Source organism: Streptococcus taoyuanensis, assembly GCF_029589235.1.
GTDB lineage: Bacteria > Bacillota > Bacilli > Lactobacillales > Streptococcaceae > Streptococcus > Streptococcus taoyuanensis.
The window spans coordinates 62,300-80,190 of sequence record NZ_JARQVW010000005.1 but is presented as its reverse complement, the minus strand read 5'-3'; the positions used below and the strand labels follow the sequence as shown (position 1 = coordinate 80,190).

Genomic DNA, 17,891 nt, shown 5'->3' with positions numbered 1-17,891 from the left:
ATCCTACGAATTAGAAGGGAAAAGCATTGGATTTTTCTACCTCTTTTACAGCTTTTGTGATATAATTATCATGTATTAAAAAAAGAAGGAGTCATATCTAATGGCAAAATTGACTGTTAAAGACGTTGACTTGAAAGGGAAAAAAGTTCTCGTTCGTGTTGACTTCAACGTTCCTGTAAAAGATGGCGTGATCACTAACGATAACCGTATCACTGCAGCTCTTCCAACTATCAAGTACATCCTTGAACAAGGTGGACGTGCAATCCTCTTCTCTCACCTTGGACGTGTAAAAGAAGAAGCAGATAAAGAAGGTAAATCACTTGCTCCTGTAGCTGCTGACTTGGCTGCTAAATTGGGTCAAGACGTTAAATTTATCCCAGGTGTTACACGTGGTGCTGAATTGGAAGCAGCTGTTAACGCTCTTGAAGATGGACAAGTTCTCTTGGTTGAAAACACTCGTTTCGAAGATGTTGACGGCAAGAAAGAATCTAAAAATGATCCTGAACTTGGTAAATACTGGGCATCACTTGGAGATGGTATCTTCGTAAACGATGCATTTGGTACTGCTCACCGTGCACACGCATCTAACGTTGGTATCTCTGCAAACGTTGAGAAAGCTGTTGCTGGATTCCTTCTTGAAAACGAAATTGCTTACATCAAAGAAGCAGTTGAAGCTCCAGAACGTCCATTCGTAGCTATCCTTGGTGGATCTAAAGTATCTGACAAGATCGGTGTTATCGAAAACTTGCTTGAAAAAGCTGATAAAGTTCTTATCGGTGGTGGGATGACTTACACATTCTACAAAGCACAAGGTATCGAAATCGGTAACTCACTTGTAGAAGAAGATAAATTGGATGTGGCTAAAGCTCTTCTTGAAAAATCAAACGGCAAATTGATCTTGCCAGTTGACTCAAAAGAAGCGAACGCATTTGCTGACTACACTGAAGTGAAAGACACTGAAGGTGAAGCAGTAGACCCAGGATTCCTTGGTCTTGATATCGGTCCTAAATCAATCGCTAAATTCGACCAAGAATTGACTGGTGCGAAAACAGTTGTATGGAACGGACCTATGGGTGTATTTGAAAATCCTGACTTCCAAGCTGGTACAATCGGTGTGATGGACGCTATCGTGAAACAACCAGGCGTTAAATCAATCATCGGTGGTGGTGACTCAGCTGCTGCTGCGATCAACCTTGGCCGTGCAGACAAATTCTCATGGATCTCTACTGGTGGTGGTGCTTCTATGGAACTCCTTGAAGGGAAAGAACTTCCAGGATTGGCTGCTCTTACAGACAAATAATCTAAATAGAATGAAAGAGGCTGGGACAAAAGTCCTAGCCTCTCAATTATTTTTGGATTGTCGAGCAAGACGCAGTGGTTGAGTGGGCTCTACTACGCTGATTTCATCAGCTTTTACACCCCTACTCAACTGTGCGGAGGTGGGACGACGAAATCGAATTCTAACGAATTGCCGATTTCTGTCCCACTCTCTTTTTTCTTTCTATTGATATCTGTTCTCTCCTTTCTGAAAATATGGTAGAATAATAGAAATAGAAAGATAGGTGACCATGGATTACTTTAAACGACACAAATTTGATTGGTCCAAATTCCGTTTGGGGATGAGAACCTTTAAAACAGGGATTGCCGTTTTTATTGTACTACTTATTTTTGGAATATTTGGCTGGCGAGGCCTTCAGATCGGGACTTTGACAGCTGTTTTTAGTTTGAGGGAAGACTTTGATAAGAGTGTCCATTTCGGGGCTTCGCGTGTCATGGGCAACAGTATCGGAGGTTTTTATGCTGTATTGTTCTTCCTTTTAAAAACGTTCTTTCATGGGGCGTATTGGGTGACTCTGATTTTTGTACCCATTGCGACCATGTTAACCATTATGACAAATGTTGCTATGAATAACAAAGCAGGAATTATTGGAGGAGTTTCGGCAATGCTGATCATTACCCTCTCGATTCCTAACGGAGAAACCTTCTTGTATGTTTTTGCCCGAATATTTGAGACCTTTATTGGCGTTTTCGTTGCGATTTTGGTCAATTCGGATGTGGATCGCATTCGCGATTTTCTCAAGAAACACAAAAAACCTATGTAAGATTATGTAACATTTAATCTTGACATAGATTTTTTTTTCGATATAATAGAATAGAAAGAGGAATGGTATGAAGGAAAAGGAATTACGACGCTCGCTGGCAGTCTTTCCGATTGGCAGTGTTATGAAGCTGACCGACTTGACAGCTCGCCAGATTCGTTATTATGAAGATCAGGGATTGATTTCTCCTGACCGGACAGAAGGCAATCGCCGCATGTATTCGTTGGACGATATGGACCGCTTGCTTGAGATCAAAGATTATATCTCAGATGGCTTCAATATTGCGGATATTAAGAAGAAATATGCGGAAAAAGAGCAAGAGCAAACCAAGGTTGTCAGTCAAGAAGAGATCCGTAAGGCTCTTCATCGTGACATTCTTCAGCAAAGTCGCTTCACATCTTCCCCATCGCCATATGGTCAATTTCGTTGATCATTTCATAAGCTTGTAATCTATTTTAAGGAGACAAAAATGTCAATTACTGCTGCAGATATTCGCCGTGAAGTAAAAGAAAAAAATGTTACTTTTATTCGCTTGATGTTCTCTGATATTTTGGGAACCATGAAGAACGTCGAAATTCCAGCTACCGATGAGCAACTGGACAAGGTTCTTTCAAACAAAGCCATGTTTGATGGTTCTTCTATCGAAGGATTTGTCCGTATCAACGAGTCAGATATGTATCTTTACCCAGATTTGGATACATGGACAGTCTTTCCTTGGGGAGATGAAAATGGTAGCGTAGCTGGCTTGATCTGTGATGTCTATACGACAGAAGGAGAACCATTTGCAGGGGACCCACGTGGCAACTTGAAACGTGCCCTTCGTCATATGGAAGAACTTGGATTCAAATCCTTTAACCTTGGTCCAGAACCAGAATTCTTCCTCTTTAAGTTGGACGAAAATGGAGATCCAACTCTTGAAGTAAACGACAAAGGTGGCTATTTTGACTTGGCTCCAACAGACCTTGCAGATAACACTCGTCGTGAAATCGTAAATGTCTTGACCAAGATGGGCTTTGAAGTAGAAGCTAGCCACCACGAAGTAGCCGTTGGTCAGCATGAAATCGACTTTAAGTATGACGAAGTGCTTCGCGCTTGTGACAAGATCCAAATCTTTAAACTCGTTGTGAAAACTATCGCCCGTAAACACGGCTTGTATGCAACCTTTATGGCCAAACCAAAATTTGGAATTGCCGGATCAGGTATGCACTGTAATATGTCTCTCTTTGACCAAGATGGCAACAATGCCTTCTTTGATCCAGAAGATCCAAAGGGCATGCAATTGTCAGAAACAGCTTATCACTTTTTGGGTGGTTTGATCAAGCATGCATATAACTTTACAGCGGTGACAAACCCAACGGTTAACTCTTATAAGCGTTTGGTGCCAGGATATGAAGCACCCGTTTATATCGCTTGGGCAGGACGCAACCGTTCCCCATTGGTACGTGTGCCAGCATCACGTGGTATGGGAACTCGTTTGGAATTGCGTTCAGTAGACCCAATGGCCAATCCTTATGTAGCTTTGGCAGTCTTGCTTGAAGTCGGCCTTCATGGTATTGAAAATAAAATCGAAGCACCTGCTCCGATCGAAGAAAATATCTATGTGATGACACCGGAAGAACGTAGAGCAGCTGGAATCACAGATCTCCCTTCTACCCTTCACAATGCCTTAAAAGCCTTGACAGAAGACGAAGTGGTGAAAGCTGCCTTGGGTGAACACATCTACACCAGCTTCCTTGAAGCCAAACGAATCGAATGGGCAAGCTATGCGACCTTCGTATCCCAATGGGAAGTAGACAACTATTTAGATCTTTATTAAGAAACAAGAGTAAAGAGGCTAGGACAAAAGTCCTAGCCTCTCAATTATTTTTGGATTGTCGAGCAAGACGCAGTGGTTGAGTGGGCTCTACTACGCTGATTTCATCAGCTTTTACAGCCCTACTCAACTGTGCGGAGGTGGGACGACGAAATCGAATTCTAACGAATTACCGATTTTTGTCCCAGCCTCTTTCTGATCCTCAAAAAGTCATCATAAAACCAGTTGAAACAGTGGTCTCAACTGGTTGTTTTGTTAATTTTCGTCATCTGGTGTGAGAATCATTGGGATAATGATAGGTTCACGTTCCGTGCTCTCGTATAAGAATGGGCGAAGGGCATTGACAATCGCACCATTGACGGTTTGGATATTGGCATCTTTGTTCTTCAAGGCGATGCGAATAGCATTGAAGAGAATGCGTTGGCTTTCACGGATCAGATCTCCTGATTCACGCATGTAGATAAAACCACGGCTCAAGATGTCTGGTCCAGCCAGGATCATCTTCGATTTGAAGTCAACAGTCGCAACGGCAAGCACGACGCCATCTTCGGAAAGGTCTCTCCGGTCACGAAGGACAGTAGCCCCGATTTCCCCGATGCGATTTCCATCGACATAGATATCTTGGGCATTGAAACTTCCTGCGATCCGAGCAGAGTTGGCTGTAAGAGCGAGGACATCACCATTACTCATAATGAAGATATTGTCTTTTTCTACTCCGCAATCACGCGCAAGTCCTGCGTGGATCTTCTGCATCCGGTATTCACCATGGACAGGCATAAAGTATTTTGGTTTGATCAAGCGGAGCATGAGTTTTTGTTCTTGTTGTCCCCCGTGTCCAGAAGTATGGATGTTGTTGATCTTCCCGTGAATAACCTCTACACCCGCTTCAGAAATCGTATTGATCAATTTATTCACACTGGTTGTATTTCCAGGAATCGGACTAGAAGAGAAGATTACGGTATCTCCTGGTTGGAGTTGCACTTGGCGGTGCGTTCCGTTGGCAATCCGAGAGAGGGCTGCCATTGGCTCTCCTTGGCTTCCTGTACACATGATCAGGATTTCATTGGCCGCATAGTCTTTGATCTCATTTGGCTCGATAATGGTTCCAGCAGGGACCTTGATATAGCCAAGCTCGATTCCATTGACGATGGCTTTTTCCATTGAGCGTCCAAAGACGACGATCTTGCGACCTGTCTTGACAGCTGCCTCAGCTGCTTGTTGGAGACGGAAGATATTCGAAGCAAAGGAAGCGAAGATGATGCGTCCGTGGATGCCTTCGATGATCTTCATGATGGATTGGCCAACCACTTTTTCAGAGTTAGTAAAGGTTGGGATTTCCGCGTTGGTTGAGTCTGAAAGCAGACAGAGAACGCCTTCTTCCCCAAGGGCCGCCATACGATGGAGGTCAGCCGGTTCCCCAACAGGTGTGAAGTCAAATTTGAAGTCTCCGGTACAGACAATCTTTCCTTGAGGGGTGTGAATCACAATTCCCAAAGGTTCTGGAATCGAGTGAGTCGTACGGAAGAAGGTTGCTTTAAGATTTTTAAATTGAAGCTCAGTGTTTTGGTTGATTTCGTAGAGTTTGGCATCACGAAGAAGCCCGTGCTCTTCTAATTTTCCACGGATTAAGGCAAGCGCCAAAGGCCCAGCATAGATAGGGACATTGGCTTGCTTCAAAAGGAAAGGAATCCCACCAATGTGGTCTTCGTGCCCGTGGGTAATGAGGACCGCTTTGACGCGATCGATATTGTCAACGATATAAGAGTAATCTGGGATTACATAGTCGATCCCAAGGAGGTCATCTTCTGGAAATTTGATCCCGGCATCGACAATGATGATTTCATCTTGGTATTCGATCCCGTAGGTATTTTTTCCGATTTCTCCAAGTCCACCAATGGCAAATACACCAACTTCTTCAGGTTTTAAGGTATAAGCCATGGATTAGTACTCCGTTAGTTCAAAAGCACCTGACTCTTTCTCGTAAGCAAGGTGTTGCTCAGAAAGTGGTGTGATAAATTCAATGTTGAAATCTGTGTTTGCTTCAACCAATTGACGTGCTTGGATGCGTCCTTCGCGTTCGTTTGGTGCATCAATATCGAGATAAAGTGCATGCGTTGTTTCACGACGAGGGTTGCGGTCTTTTGTTTCCTGATAAAAAACTTTGTAAATCATGAAGTAATTTTCCTTTCATTATTTCGGTCCATTTGTTAGCTGCGAAGGAGTGCAATCACTAGAGTTTCCTACTCGCAACCAGTGGACCTGATTCGATACAATTAATTATCATTATATCATAAATTCGCCTGTAAGTAAAAGATAGACTGGAAAAGTCAGAGAGGCAAAGACCTATAATAGAGAAGCTTTTGAGCGGTTTTGGATAGGAAAATCCTGCGCTCTAGAGGAGAGTTTCGCTGGGATTTGAAGGGAATTTGTAGTATAATATAATCCAGTTCAAGAGGAGTAGGAAATGAAATTATTAGCATTTGATACCTCGAGTAAGGCTCTTTCTGTAGCGATTTTAGAAGATGAGACTCTACTTGCAGAAACAACATTAACCATTAAAAAGAATCATAGTATTACCTTGATGCCGGTCATCGATTTTTTGATGCAACAGATCGACTTGACACCCAAGGACTTGGACCGCATCGTGGTGGCAGAAGGTCCTGGGAGTTACACTGGGCTGCGCATTGCAGTCGCAACCGCAAAGACCTTGGCTCATACTTTAGGGATTGAATTGGTCGGGGTTTCGAGCCTCTTAGCCTTAGTGCCAGATGATCTAGAAGGTTTGGTAGTTCCTATCATGGATGCCCGTCGAAACAACGTTTATGCAGGTTTTTACCAAGAAGATCAGCTGGTTGCACCAGAAGGGCATTTTCCATTTGAGGAAGTCCTAGATCGTGCAGCAACGAGTGAGCAGGTCACCTTTGTCGGAGAAGTCACTGCCTTTAAGGAACAGATTGCCTCTAGCCTGCCAAGAGCTACTTACTATGAAACCTTGCCAGATGCAGTGAAAATCGGACGTCTCGGTCTCAAACAAGCGCCTCCTAGCCTCCATGATTTTGTTCCTCATTATCTCAAACGGGTCGAGGCAGAGGAGAATTGGCTGAAAGACCACACGGAAACAACGACCTCTTACATCAAGCGTCTATGATGAAAGGAACAATCAGGAAAGGGAGCATCCAGGATGCGGCCGCTATTCTCGCTGTCATGGAAGATGTCTATGAAGCTAGCCCCTGGAAGTTGGAGCAGATTGAAGCTGATTTGGAGCAGGAATCGATTTTCTATTTCTTAGCTGTGGATGAAGGACAAGTCCTTGGGTTTGTTGCCATTCAAGAGACTCTCTATGAAGCAGAAGTCCAACAGATCGCGGTCAAGCGCGCCTTTCAAGGCCAAGGCCTAGCTCAGCAGTTACTCGCGCAGTTGCCGGACCAAAAAGAGATTTTCTTAGAAGTGCGCGTGTCGAATCTACCGGCCCAAGGCCTATACAAAAAAATGCATTTTGAAGAAATTGCACGGAGGAAAAACTACTATCACGATCCCATAGAGGATGCTGTGATCATGAAGAGGAACCCGAATGAAAGATAGATATATTTTGGCTTTTGAGACATCTTGTGATGAGACCAGTGTGGCTGTCTTGAAAAATGACGACCAACTCTTATCCAATGTCATTGCCAGTCAAATCGAAAGTCACAAGCGTTTTGGAGGGGTGGTGCCTGAGGTGGCCTCTCGTCACCATGTGGAAGTCATCACCGCTTGTATTGAAGAAGCCTTAGAAGAAGCCGGCATTACAGAAGCCGATGTCACAGCTGTGGCTGTTACCTACGGTCCAGGCCTAGTTGGAGCTCTTTTAGTCGGCCTAGCTGCAGCCAAGGCCTTTGCCTGGGCGCACGGCCTTCCTTTGATTCCTGTCAATCATATGGCAGGGCACTTGATGGCCGCTCAAAGCGTCGAGCCCTTAGAATTTCCACTTTTGGCCTTGCTGGTGAGTGGAGGGCATACCGAGCTGGTCTATGTCAGTGAAGCGGGTGATTATAAGATCGTCGGAGAGACCCGTGATGATGCTGTCGGAGAGGCTTATGACAAGGTCGGGCGCGTGATGGGCTTGACCTATCCAGCAGGACGTGAGATTGATCAGCTGGCCCACCAAGGGGCTGATATCTACGATTTCCCTCGGGCCATGATCAAGGAAGACAATCTGGAATTCTCCTTTTCAGGACTCAAATCGGCCTTTATTAATCTGCACCATAACGCGCAGCAAAAAGGAGAAAGCCTCTCCAATGCAGACTTGTCAGCGAGTTTTCAGGGCGCCGTACTGGACATTCTCATGGCCAAGACCAAGAAGGCTTTGGAGAAATATCCAGTCAAGACTCTAGTCGTCGCTGGTGGAGTCGCAGCCAACCAAGGTCTTCGTGAACGCTTGGCTTCTGACATCACCGATGTTAAGGTCATCATTCCGCCTCTGCGTCTCTGCGGGGACAATGCAGGGATGATCGCCTATGCCAGTGTTAGTGAATGGAACAAAGAAAACTTCGCAGGTTGGGACCTCAATGCCAAACCAAGTCTAGCCTTTGAAGGAATTGAATAAGAAAAAGGAGCCAATTGGATGTGCGATTCCAATGGCTTTTTTGCTGGGATCTCACCAACTAGTAGCGGATTTGCGAGTCGAAAGAAAATTCGGTATGATAGAAGGAATAAAAGATTGAGGAGGAAGAGAATAGATATGAAGAAAGAGAAGAGCTCTAAATATAGAATTGGTACGATGCTTGTCTTTGCGGTCTGTTTGCTACTGGTTGCAGGATGCGAATCACAAAAGAAAATTGAAAAAAGTGATAAGAGTAAAGAGTCATACGAATTTTCGGTCTATAATGCGAAATCCGATATTAAAGACTTTCAATTTATACATGCTAAAAATGGGATTGTGGTCGAATGGAAGTTTGATGAAAAAGAACGGAAGAAATCTTTGAAGTCTCCCGATTCATCAGATTGGGTTGAGGTGAACTCTAATTATTTGGTTAGACAAAGAAACAGAGTAAGAGGTATTATTCCATCGAAAAAAATGAAGTCGGATGAATGTGCCCATTTAGAGATTTATGATTTGACAGGGAGTAAGGCGAAACGAAAGGAAGTCGATCTTTGGAAGATGATGGTGGAGTATGTAAAAAATGATGATTTCGAACTCTATGGATCTTTTCCAACTCTTCGAAAAATGAATGGGAATGATTACGCTATCATTAAAATTATGAAGCAAACTCAGCCACGTTATTTTTTGCTTAATCTTAAAACCCTTAAAATTGATAAAGAAATAACGGAAGAAGACGTGAATGAGAAAAATAGAGTGTATCTCTCAATTTCTACCCGTAAAGGCTACACTGCTGGAGTTCTTCCGTTTGATAATGGTTTTTGGAAGAAGGAATCTTACAAAGGGAATATCAATTTAAAGGCATCCTATCCGACTGCATTTAACCTCTTTTCAAAACCAGAAGGTTTTGCATATAAAGTGATTAATTCTGAGAATGGTGTGATTACGAATGGGAAAGAACTGATAGATCTAGAAACAGAATTTCTTACATTAGGTTCCTCTGTGTACGATTATGCCTATCTACCTAAAGAACTGAGTGTAGAAAATAAAGATACGAAAATCTCTCAGTTCGATGAGATTCAAAAGTATTATAACGGTAAACCTATTTCAAATTGGTACTGAGAGAATATTTAGAAAACATACAAGGATAGTGAAAAAGAGGTTGTTATGCAAACAATGATTAATTTAGGGATATGGGAGAACAAGAATTACCATTTTGATTGGGAGGGAAAAGTCATACTAGAAGAGACATCTTCTCCTAACTACTGGTCTTATGTACTGCTCCCTATTACATTATTTATTATTAACAAAATTTCGGATGGATTAGCGGAGGCTGGAATATTTGACAATCAGTTGGTCCGAATTGGAACGATTCCAATTTTAGGTGTTATCTCCTACTTCCTAGCTGCGTGGATCATTCGATATTACCATGCAAGCCTGAAATTACAGACATCTAAGTTGGATGAGGATCAGTGCAAGAAGTTAATCAAGGCATTAAAGAGAAGGAAGGTGTACTTTACATTTCTGGTCAATCTTTTTAGGTGCCTAACTGTAGCCGCTACTCTTTTGTTTGTCATTGGAAATGAAACCATTGTAGCACTCTTTTTGATGATTAGTTTTATAGTGATATTTATGTTCAAATTTGATTACCAATTATCCAAATGGCCTGATATGATGGAGAGCATTGCTAAAAAAGTAGAAAAGAAAGATGAGGAAAGTTTATGAGATAGCATAGGTGGTGAATTGAGTGAGTAAAGCCTTATCTGGAAGATTGCGAGAAGAAAGCTGGATTTGATCAGACCGTTTAGGATGCTATGTTGAAAGCATGTAGGAAGTAAATAGGATGTTAGAATATAAAGAAACAAGTATTTTCTGTCACCAACTGGTAGAGTACAATGGCAAAAATTTTCTGTTAGATGCTAGTACCATGAAGCCTAAGCTCTATTATTGGGGGTTGCCAACGGAAGCTATCACTGTTGAGATGATGGAAGTAGATAAAAAAGTTGAAATTCCAGGCACACCCATCAATAAATTAAATGGGGCGACAGTAGCCATCATAGTCCAGCCATTTGTTGGAGTGGTTTATAGTCTCTTAAAAAAGCTATTCAGAGAATATGCCATTAGTCAGCAAATTTTTCTAAAGATAGTCTTATTTGTGGTTGCCATGCTTATATCTTTTGTGCTCTTTCGATTTTCTATAGAGAAGGCTCGTAAAAAGATTAAGAATCTATTTCCTACAGCTACTAAGAGATACAGGGTGACTTTCAAGCCGATACCAGAAAGAAAGCACATTTTTGATGCCCATCTATTGAATCTTGTCTTATTGGCCTGTTTAGCCATGTATTTATTCACCAACAATGGAACAGAAGGGATCTTTTTAGTGATAGGTGGTATTCTTACAGCTTTTCTATTGACCTTCGAATTTGGTAAAGTTCCAGTTCTTTTAGGAGCGAAAACAGGAAATTTAAGGCTTGATAATGTAGAAGAGATAATCATTGAAAAAAAGTAATTAGAATTGAATGAATAAGGAAAAAGGAGTAGAAATGATGAACAAAACGATCGTTTTGTTCATAGCGTTTCTATCATTAACAGCATGCGCCCAGTCTCGATAGGAATCAAAAGATTCTTCACAGAATAAAACGGAGCAGACTTCAAAAGAGTCCTCATCTGTTAAAAATGAGACAGGTTTGCAATTTGTAGTGCCCCCACAGTATGAAGGGAAAGAATCAAATGTAATTGAACTAGGGATGAAATTAACCAAGGAATATCCAGATCTTGGAAATCAAGGAAGCTTATCGATCAACTATACGGGTGCAACTTTCTCATCAAATCAACAAGAATATGCCGTTTTTCTATTGATTAACAAAGCTGGATTTCAAATTGATAAGGATTTTGAGTTTTCATTGAGTTGGAAATATGATGGGCAATTCATTTATCAACATCAACGGATTGGCTATAAAATTAGTGACAGTGGAGTATTGCCGGATCAATCTGCTACGATTTTGACCTTGCCAATATCAAGCGAGCAAAAACAAATTGTCGAGACCATGACACAAGAAGAAAAGATAGCATTAGAGATATCGGATTTAAAAGTAAATCAGTAGGGGAGAGATAGGAGTATAATGAGGGGTTATCCTTTCTATACCAGATCTTCTTTTTCAACCTTTTTTCTTGTGTTATAATAGAGGTCAATGATTCAGAAAGGAGTGAGATAGTGGAAAAAGATTTTTGGCAGGGGGTGAAGGACGCGCTACCGACGGCTTTGGGCTATATCAGTATTGGCCTGGCTTGTGGTGTGGTGGCATCTCCCTATCTTTCTCCTTGGGAGATGGCCTTGATGAGTGTATTGGTCTATGCTGGGGCGGCCCAGTTTGCGATGATCTCTCTGATTGCGGCTCATTCTTCGATCTTGAATATGGCCTTGACGGTGTGTTTGATCAATCTCCGTAATATGTTGATGAGTCTGCATACGTCGTCTGACTTTAAGGATGCTAGTCTCGCTCATACCATCGGGATTGGAAGCCTCCTGACCGATGAGAGTTATGGGGTCTACTTGAGTGAGAAGTTAAAGACGGATACCATTACAGTTCCTTGGATGCATGGGAACAATCTAGTAGGCTATGTGGCCTGGATCAGTGCGACGGTTATCGGAACAGCTCTAGGATCTCTCCTACCTGATCCAAAGGCTTTTGGGCTTGATTTTGCTTTGGTGGCTATGTTTATTGGGATTTTTGCAGCCCAGTTTCAAGGAATGCAACTGACAGAAAAGACCAAGACCATGCTCATGGTGCTGTTAGCAGTAGCAGTGAGTTTCTTTTTCTTACTCTTTTTTGTTTCGCAACCGCTAGCTGTGCTAGCTGCGACCTTGATCGGCTGTTTTGTGGGGGTGGTCTGTGATGCACGTGAATAGTTCTATCTTCATGGCCATTCTGGCCTCAGCACTCGTTACCTGGATTCCTCGGATCTTGCCCTTCCTCTTAGTCAAATACAAGGGACTGCCGGCTCCTGTGACCCGCTTTCTCAAATACCTGCCCATTTCCATTATCTTTGCCTTGGTTTTATCAAGTTTAGTAGATGGGAAAATTGGAAGCCCCCCGCAGCTCCACTGGTTGGACCTAGTAGTGACCATTCCCAGTCTCTTTGTAGCCTTTCGTTACAAAAACCTTATGGGAACCGTTTTGTTTGGAATTGTCTTGATCGCCCTATTACGATTGGTATTCTAAATGGAAAAATATGTTACAAAAAAATTACAATTGTTACAAAAAACTTGATTTTTGTAACAATTGGAGTATAATGGGAGTCAGAAAGATAAAGAGGTGATCGTATGAAAAAATCAATCTTCCGTTGGAGTGCCGCTGTTCTGGTGGCTGCTTCACTTGGTCTAGCTCTCAGTGGTTGTGGTGCAAAGGATAAAAAAACAGCTTCCTCATCCGCAAAAGCATCTACCAGCAAGGTAGAGAAAACAGCCAAAACTAATAGCAAAAAGAGTGCAGCATCTTCTTCTCGGGCAAACGATGCAGCTAGTTCTTCGACTCAAGCCAGTAGCTCGACAGCTACAAAAGACTCTGGTAAGACCGAGAATGCGTCTACTACGACGCAAGCCCCTGTCCCTGCAGAACTGGTGGGAACTTGGGTAGGATCTAGTCCACAAGCGGATTCGATTAAAATGACCGTCGATGCCAATGGGGATGTAACAACAGTGGTAAGTTTCAAAAATGACAGCGAACCGACTCGGACAGCTACCTATACAGCAAGAGCCGTCCAAGCAACAGGCAATATCTATTATTGGAATGTTGAAGGATTTGATGGGGCTGATGCCTTACTTCCTGGGATCACAGGTCTAGGTGGAGCCAACTTCCGATTTGAGCCTGGTTTTGTCTTGGAAGAAGGACACTATACACCGATTGTTTTCACAACGGATCTCAATACAGAATTTGACTACACCAAATACAATGATTTCCGTTTTTCATTAACCAAAGAACAATGAAAAGACGAACTCGATGGAAAATCGAGTTCGTTTTTTTAGATAGATTAACGAAGATAGATGGCTTTGAACAACAAAATAGCCAAGATAGCAGCAAGGATTGGGGCTACAACTGGTACCCAAGCATACCACCATTTTGAATCACCTTTGTGCTCTCCCAAGATAGACTTTGGAAGGAAGGCGTGGACCAAACGAGGACCAAAGTCACGAGCAGGGTTCAAACCAGGTCCAGTAGGACCTCCAAGTGACGTAACAAGAGCCATAACAAGGAAACCAAGAGCCAAGTGAGCAATTCCTAAACCTGAAGCGTGTGCTTGTGATAAAGCCAATTTTGCTGCTGATGTGGTAGCATCAAAGACGCCTCCTTGTTCAGCAGCAGCTTTTTGAGCAAGACCTGCAACCTCTGCACCAAAGAAATGTTTCGTCAAGCCGAGGGCACCAAAGAAAAGGACGAATGATCCAGCAAACTCGTTGATGAAGCCATTAATGGTAGCGGCTTTGCGTGATTCAGGAGTTCCTTTATCCAAACTAGAAATCGTTGAGAATGTTCCTAAGATGTTGTTAGGATTTTCAGTTTGGATGTAGTATGGACGGTGAGTCGCAACGACAACCAATTGTCCAAACATAGCTCCAAGAAGTTGGGCAACGATGTATGGTAAAACATTTGCCCATGGGAAGAGTCCGCTAACCGCAAGTCCAAGAGTAAAGGCAGGGTTAATGTGGTTTCCTGAAACATTACCGAACATCAAGGCTGGAATCATTACTCCCATCCCATATCCGATCGCAATGACAAGCCAACCGCTTTGATGACCTTTAGTTCCTTTTAATTCGACGTTTGCAACTGCACCATTTCCGAGGATAAGTAGCAAAGCCGTTCCAATAAACTCTGAAAAGAGTTTAACACTAAAATCAAAATCCATGATTCTAATAATCTCCTTTATAAATTTTATACCAATCCATTCTATCAAGTAAATACTAACTTGTAAAGAATTTTTAAAAATTTTATTTCAATAGATGAAGAATAAAGTTAGTGAATTTCTATCAGTAATGAGGGCTCCCTGCTACCCAACCGGTGCAGAGGGCGGATGTAATATTAAAACCGCCTGTATGGGCATTGATATCTAGGACTTCTCCTGCAAAGTGGAGTCCAGGAACGAGCTTACTTTCTAGGGTTTTAGGATTGATTTCTTTGAGGCTGACACCACCCTTGGTCACAAAGGATTTGGCTAGAGACATCTTCCCAGTGACGGGGATGGGCAGCTCTTTGATCTTTTGAATGAGCTCTTCTGTCTGAGGAGGAGTGAGTTGCTTGGCTTTTTCAGGGAATCCTTGCGCCAAGAAATCAGCTAACCGTTCAGGAAGCAGAACTTTGAGACTATTTTTAATCGCCTTTTCTCGATGCTCTTCTAGAAAGTCTTTTAACTCTTGAGAAGAAGTGGTCGGAAGGAGGTCCAGAGATAAGATTTCACCGCCTTTAACAAAGCTGGACATCCGAAGGGCTGCAGGGCCAGAAAGTCCAAAATGGGTAAAGAGCAGGTCGTGTGTGATGATGTGTTTGCCGTAGCTGAGGGTCACATCTGTCAGAGAGATCCCTTGGAGGGCCTTGTGTGGAAAATCTGTCAAAAGAGGACTTTCTGCCGCTTCGAGATCTGTGATGGTGTGTTTAAAGTGGCGGGCAATTTCGTGTCCGTAGCCAGTAGAGCCGGTAGAGGGGTAGGATTTGCCTCCAGTCGTAACGATCAGCTTATCGGCTGTCCAAGTGTTTTCAGATGATTTGACGATGAAGATGTCTTCTGGCTTGGTGACAGAGACCACTTCACAGTTGGTGGCAATGCTAGCACCAAGCTCAAGGATTTTATTTTCTAAGGCTTGAATAATGGTGCGAGATTGATCACTAGCAGGAAAGACCCGGCCATGGTCTTCGACTTTTAGCTTGACGCCATTATCGGTGAAAAATTGGATGATATCATGATTATCAAATTGGGAAAACACACTGTAAAGGAAGCGCCCATTTCCAGGGATACCGGCCATCAAATCGTCTAAGGTTCCGTTGTTCGTGACATTACAGCGACCTCCTCCGGTACCAGCAAGTTTCTTACCGAGCCTTTTATTTTTTTCGATCAGTAGTGTAGGTTGGCCATAAGAGGCGCTGGCAATGGTCGCCATCATACCTGCTGGGCCACCACCGATGACAATGGTGTGAAAATGAGTCATGTAGATCCTTTCATGTTAACTTAACCGTTTTTGGTTTCATTGTATCATAAAATGGATGTCATGAATCAAAATAGTAGCTTCAATTTTTGGTAATTTGTTTTATTTTTTTAGAAAAAAGCTTGCAAATTTTCCGAAAAGGAGTAAACTGATAGGGATAAATGGATGTTTACTTCTAAGTAAGCAGAAGCGAGGATACGAATCCTTATTGGAAATGATCCAAAAAAAGGGAGATGAAGATGAAATTATATGTACAACTGACGATTATATTCACGATTTCATTAATTGGTGAAATCATTTCTGATGGGTTGCACCTACCAATTCCTGGAAGTATGATCGGGCTGTTGATCCTATTTTTATTATTACAGTTTAAGTTACTACGCATGCGCCACGTCAATATGGTAGGAAATTTTTTATTAGCAAACATGACTATTTTATTTCTTCCCCCTGCTGTCGGTATCATGGATAAATTCCATGTGATCGCTCCTTATCTATTTCCGATTATTTTGATTCTAGTTGGAGCCTTGGTTATCAATGTGGCTTTAATTGCAATCGTGGTTAGTTTTATAAAAAATCGTTTTGAGGGTGATTATCCAGAAGGGGGACACAATCGTGGCTAATTTTGCGAGTAATCCTTTATTTGGGATTGTCTTATCTATTTGGGCTTATTTGATTGGGATGTTAATTTTCCGCAGATATCCCCATCCAATAACAACGCCACTTTTAGTGGCTACAGTAATCGTTATCTTATTCTTAATGATTACAGGAATTTCTTATAAAGATTACTATGTCGGTGGTTCCCTGTTAAATCAGTTGATTGGACCATCGACAGTCGCCTTGGGGATTCCTCTCTATAAAAGTTTCCATTTGATGAAGCATCATGCACGGAGTATTTTGATCGGCTCAACAGTAGCGGTTATTGTGAATACGATTTTTACAGCCTTGATTGCGAAAGCATTTGGAATGAAGTACTTTCTAGCCATTTCGCTCTTTCCAAAATCGGTTACGACTGCAATGGCAGTTGGGATTACTGAAAAAATGCAAGGAATTACGACCATCACTCTTGTGGTAGTTGTAGCAACTGGATTATTAACAAGTGTCTTGGGTCCAACGATATTGAAACTGTTAAAAATAAAAGATCCAGTAGCTATTGGTTTAGCCCTTGGAGGAACTGGACATGCAGTAGGAACAGGGACGGCATTTAAGTATGGTCATGTGGCCGGTGCTATGGCAGGATTGGCAATTGGGATCACAGGAATTTTGTATGTGTTCATTAGTCCAATTGTGGCTTCGATGATTTTATCCTAATACATTTTATTATTTTCTGAGAGAGGCTCAAGAAGGGTCTCTTTCATTTTGTAGTGAAAGCTTAAAAATCAATCTAGAGTGAAAGAAGCTTTTCATGATTACTATCCAAAGCTTTTCCAAGCGTCTAAAAAATGGTATAATGAACTGTAAATTTCAGAAGTTGGAAGGAATGTCATTACTATGATGAATATGCAAGACTTAATTTAAGATTCTTTAAGCCTTGTTATCCATAGAAATGTTGATTTTAAAGGATTTAGTCTGCGACATAATTAACAATTTTTAGATGTATTACACTATATTGGACAGTAAATGGACAGTGACAGAGTGTTTGAAGGAGAGAAGAAGAGGCCTAAGGGTCTCTTTTATGTAATTTCTTTGTATAGGAAAGTAACGCGAATCATTAATAAGAATTGGAAAGTCAAATAACCGACCTATTTAATAATAGGCCGGTTATATTTATTTATATCAGTTTATTACTTGTTTTGAATCGCTTCCTTTACTTGGGCAATAGTGACAGGTTGAGAGTCTTTATAAATGACTTTTTCCCCTTTAGTATCAAGAATTCTAAGATATAGTGCAACAAAAAACTCACGAAATCTAAAATAGTGTAAACTGTAAGTATGTATACCGACAAAAAAACCATGAGATTCTATGTGCTACTATCATCTTACCAAAGGAACAGATTAAGATAGATACCTATGTGGAATTAGGGGGAAATTTTCTCAAATTGCAACTAAGATTAGTAGCCATCGTTTTATTATCAGTAGAATGGTGAAACGTTGTTCAAGACAGTATTTAGCTATAAGAGATTAAAAATCTTATGGAGGTTCAGCTAAGAAAAGCATCTTGAACGCCGAAACTAAAAAAGAAATAGGGGCTACTCTAAAAGCTTAATAGTCT

The 17,891-nt window shown here is 41.8% G+C and carries 20 protein-coding genes; 16 read left to right on the top strand and 4 right to left on the bottom strand.

Annotated elements, in window-relative coordinates:
• Positions 1-100 precede the first annotated feature (100 nt).
• From P5Y91_RS05170 to glnA, 4 genes are all read left to right on the top strand, one after another.
• Positions 101-1,300, top strand: a complete 1,200-nt coding sequence (locus P5Y91_RS05170; RefSeq protein WP_118396409.1) for a phosphoglycerate kinase — start codon at positions 101-103, stop codon at positions 1,298-1,300.
• Positions 1,301-1,568: 268 nt separating this feature from the next.
• Entirely contained in the window at positions 1,569-2,102 is a 534-nt protein-coding gene (locus tag P5Y91_RS05165; protein ID WP_195327003.1) for an FUSC family protein, read from the top strand.
• Positions 2,103-2,169: 67 nt separating this feature from the next.
• Entirely contained in the window at positions 2,170-2,529 is a 360-nt protein-coding gene (locus tag P5Y91_RS05160; RefSeq protein WP_003008872.1) for a MerR family transcriptional regulator, read from the top strand.
• 39 nt (positions 2,530-2,568) lie between these two features.
• On the top strand, positions 2,569-3,915 hold the full coding sequence (gene glnA / locus P5Y91_RS05155) for a type I glutamate--ammonia ligase (protein ID WP_003016943.1): 1,347 nt from the start codon (positions 2,569-2,571) through the stop codon (positions 3,913-3,915).
• A gap of 252 nt (positions 3,916-4,167) precedes the next feature.
• On the opposite strand, the gene rnjA is transcribed toward glnA, so the two are convergent.
• Positions 4,168-5,850 (bottom strand): ribonuclease J1, encoded by a 1,683-nt coding sequence (gene rnjA, locus P5Y91_RS05150; RefSeq protein ID WP_277839119.1) that lies wholly within the window; start codon positions 5,848-5,850, stop codon positions 4,168-4,170.
• 3 nt (positions 5,851-5,853) lie between these two features.
• Positions 5,854-6,084, bottom strand: a complete 231-nt coding sequence (locus P5Y91_RS05145) for a DNA-directed RNA polymerase subunit epsilon (protein ID WP_003008866.1) — start codon at positions 6,082-6,084, stop codon at positions 5,854-5,856.
• A 292-nt stretch (positions 6,085-6,376) separates the two neighbouring features.
• Between P5Y91_RS05145 and tsaB the strand changes: the two genes are divergently transcribed.
• From tsaB to P5Y91_RS05095, 10 genes are all read left to right on the top strand, one after another.
• Positions 6,377-7,060, top strand: a complete 684-nt coding sequence (tsaB, locus tag P5Y91_RS05140; protein WP_277839118.1) for a tRNA (adenosine(37)-N6)-threonylcarbamoyltransferase complex dimerization subunit type 1 TsaB — start codon at positions 6,377-6,379, stop codon at positions 7,058-7,060.
• Positions 7,057-7,494: a ribosomal protein S18-alanine N-acetyltransferase gene (gene rimI / locus P5Y91_RS05135; RefSeq protein ID WP_277839130.1), complete on the top strand. Its 438-nt coding sequence runs from the start codon at positions 7,057-7,059 to the stop codon at positions 7,492-7,494. The genes tsaB and rimI overlap by 4 nt, the downstream gene beginning before the upstream one ends.
• Positions 7,484-8,494: a tRNA (adenosine(37)-N6)-threonylcarbamoyltransferase complex transferase subunit TsaD gene (gene tsaD / locus P5Y91_RS05130; protein ID WP_277839117.1), complete on the top strand. Its 1,011-nt coding sequence runs from the start codon at positions 7,484-7,486 to the stop codon at positions 8,492-8,494. Before rimI ends, tsaD begins: the two co-directional genes overlap by 11 nt.
• A 135-nt stretch (positions 8,495-8,629) precedes the next feature.
• On the top strand, positions 8,630-9,610 hold the full coding sequence (locus P5Y91_RS05125; protein ID WP_277839116.1) for a hypothetical protein: 981 nt from the start codon (positions 8,630-8,632) through the stop codon (positions 9,608-9,610).
• A gap of 45 nt (positions 9,611-9,655) precedes the next feature.
• Complete coding sequence (locus P5Y91_RS05120; RefSeq protein WP_277839115.1) at positions 9,656-10,213, top strand: hypothetical protein; 558 nt, start codon at positions 9,656-9,658, stop codon at positions 10,211-10,213.
• 118 nt (positions 10,214-10,331) lie between these two features.
• Positions 10,332-10,997: a DUF443 domain-containing protein gene (locus P5Y91_RS05115; RefSeq protein WP_277839114.1), complete on the top strand. Its 666-nt coding sequence runs from the start codon at positions 10,332-10,334 to the stop codon at positions 10,995-10,997.
• A 178-nt stretch (positions 10,998-11,175) separates the two neighbouring features.
• Entirely contained in the window at positions 11,176-11,592 is a 417-nt protein-coding gene (locus P5Y91_RS05110) for a hypothetical protein (protein WP_277839113.1), read from the top strand.
• Between the two features lie 110 nt (positions 11,593-11,702).
• Positions 11,703-12,398, top strand: coding sequence for an AzlC family ABC transporter permease (locus P5Y91_RS05105; protein ID WP_277839112.1), 696 nt, complete (start codon positions 11,703-11,705; stop codon positions 12,396-12,398).
• Positions 12,385-12,711, top strand: coding sequence for an AzlD domain-containing protein (locus tag P5Y91_RS05100; RefSeq protein ID WP_277839111.1), 327 nt, complete (start codon positions 12,385-12,387; stop codon positions 12,709-12,711). Before P5Y91_RS05105 ends, P5Y91_RS05100 begins: the two co-directional genes overlap by 14 nt.
• Positions 12,712-12,812: 101 nt before the next feature.
• On the top strand, positions 12,813-13,475 hold the full coding sequence (locus P5Y91_RS05095) for a hypothetical protein (RefSeq protein WP_277839110.1): 663 nt from the start codon (positions 12,813-12,815) through the stop codon (positions 13,473-13,475).
• Positions 13,476-13,519: 44 nt separating this feature from the next.
• Here P5Y91_RS05095 and gla read toward each other — a convergent pair whose 3' ends face one another.
• Positions 13,520-14,392 carry an aquaglyceroporin Gla gene (gene gla, locus P5Y91_RS05090; protein ID WP_272157482.1) on the bottom strand — a complete coding sequence of 291 codons (873 nt, stop codon included), beginning with the start codon at positions 14,390-14,392 and terminating at the stop codon, positions 13,520-13,522.
• Positions 14,393-14,513: 121 nt separating this feature from the next.
• Positions 14,514-15,686 carry an aminoacetone oxidase gene (gene aao, locus P5Y91_RS05085; RefSeq protein WP_155124595.1) on the bottom strand — a complete coding sequence of 391 codons (1,173 nt, stop codon included), beginning with the start codon at positions 15,684-15,686 and terminating at the stop codon, positions 14,514-14,516.
• A gap of 236 nt (positions 15,687-15,922) precedes the next feature.
• On the opposite strand from aao, the gene P5Y91_RS05080 reads away from it, so the two are divergent.
• Together P5Y91_RS05080 and P5Y91_RS05075 are read left to right on the top strand one after the other, a co-directional pair.
• On the top strand, positions 15,923-16,303 hold the full coding sequence (locus P5Y91_RS05080; protein ID WP_037606919.1) for a CidA/LrgA family protein: 381 nt from the start codon (positions 15,923-15,925) through the stop codon (positions 16,301-16,303).
• A complete protein-coding gene (locus P5Y91_RS05075) occupies positions 16,296-16,991 on the top strand; it encodes an LrgB family protein (RefSeq protein ID WP_003008843.1) in 696 nt (231 codons plus the stop codon). Before P5Y91_RS05080 ends, P5Y91_RS05075 begins: the two co-directional genes overlap by 8 nt.
• Positions 16,992-17,891 lie beyond the last annotated feature (900 nt).

Bases quoted from the DNA above. Each gene is read 5' to 3' on its own strand.
- P5Y91_RS05115 (WP_277839114.1), top strand. From the start codon at position 10,332: ATGTTAGAATATAAAGAAACAAGTATTTTCTGTCACCAACTGGTAGAG.
- aao (WP_155124595.1), bottom strand. From the start codon at position 15,686: ATGACTCATTTTCACACCATTGTCATCGGTGGTGGCCCAGCAGGTATG.
- P5Y91_RS05125 (WP_277839116.1), top strand. From the start codon at position 8,630: ATGAAGAAAGAGAAGAGCTCTAAATATAGAATTGGTACGATGCTTGTC.
- P5Y91_RS05165 (WP_195327003.1), top strand. From the start codon at position 1,569: ATGGATTACTTTAAACGACACAAATTTGATTGGTCCAAATTCCGTTTG.
- P5Y91_RS05145 (WP_003008866.1), bottom strand. From the start codon at position 6,084: ATGATTTACAAAGTTTTTTATCAGGAAACAAAAGACCGCAACCCTCGT.
- P5Y91_RS05100 (WP_277839111.1), top strand. From the start codon at position 12,385: ATGCACGTGAATAGTTCTATCTTCATGGCCATTCTGGCCTCAGCACTC.
- rimI (WP_277839130.1), top strand. From the start codon at position 7,057: ATGATGAAAGGAACAATCAGGAAAGGGAGCATCCAGGATGCGGCCGCT.
- P5Y91_RS05120 (WP_277839115.1), top strand. From the start codon at position 9,656: ATGCAAACAATGATTAATTTAGGGATATGGGAGAACAAGAATTACCAT.
- gla (WP_272157482.1), bottom strand. From the start codon at position 14,392: ATGGATTTTGATTTTAGTGTTAAACTCTTTTCAGAGTTTATTGGAACG.
- P5Y91_RS05080 (WP_037606919.1), top strand. From the start codon at position 15,923: ATGAAATTATATGTACAACTGACGATTATATTCACGATTTCATTAATT.
- tsaB (WP_277839118.1), top strand. From the start codon at position 6,377: ATGAAATTATTAGCATTTGATACCTCGAGTAAGGCTCTTTCTGTAGCG.
- P5Y91_RS05170 (WP_118396409.1), top strand. From the start codon at position 101: ATGGCAAAATTGACTGTTAAAGACGTTGACTTGAAAGGGAAAAAAGTT.
- tsaD (WP_277839117.1), top strand. From the start codon at position 7,484: ATGAAAGATAGATATATTTTGGCTTTTGAGACATCTTGTGATGAGACC.
- rnjA (WP_277839119.1), bottom strand. From the start codon at position 5,850: ATGGCTTATACCTTAAAACCTGAAGAAGTTGGTGTATTTGCCATTGGT.
- P5Y91_RS05160 (WP_003008872.1), top strand. From the start codon at position 2,170: ATGAAGGAAAAGGAATTACGACGCTCGCTGGCAGTCTTTCCGATTGGC.
- glnA (WP_003016943.1), top strand. From the start codon at position 2,569: ATGTCAATTACTGCTGCAGATATTCGCCGTGAAGTAAAAGAAAAAAAT.
- P5Y91_RS05095 (WP_277839110.1), top strand. From the start codon at position 12,813: ATGAAAAAATCAATCTTCCGTTGGAGTGCCGCTGTTCTGGTGGCTGCT.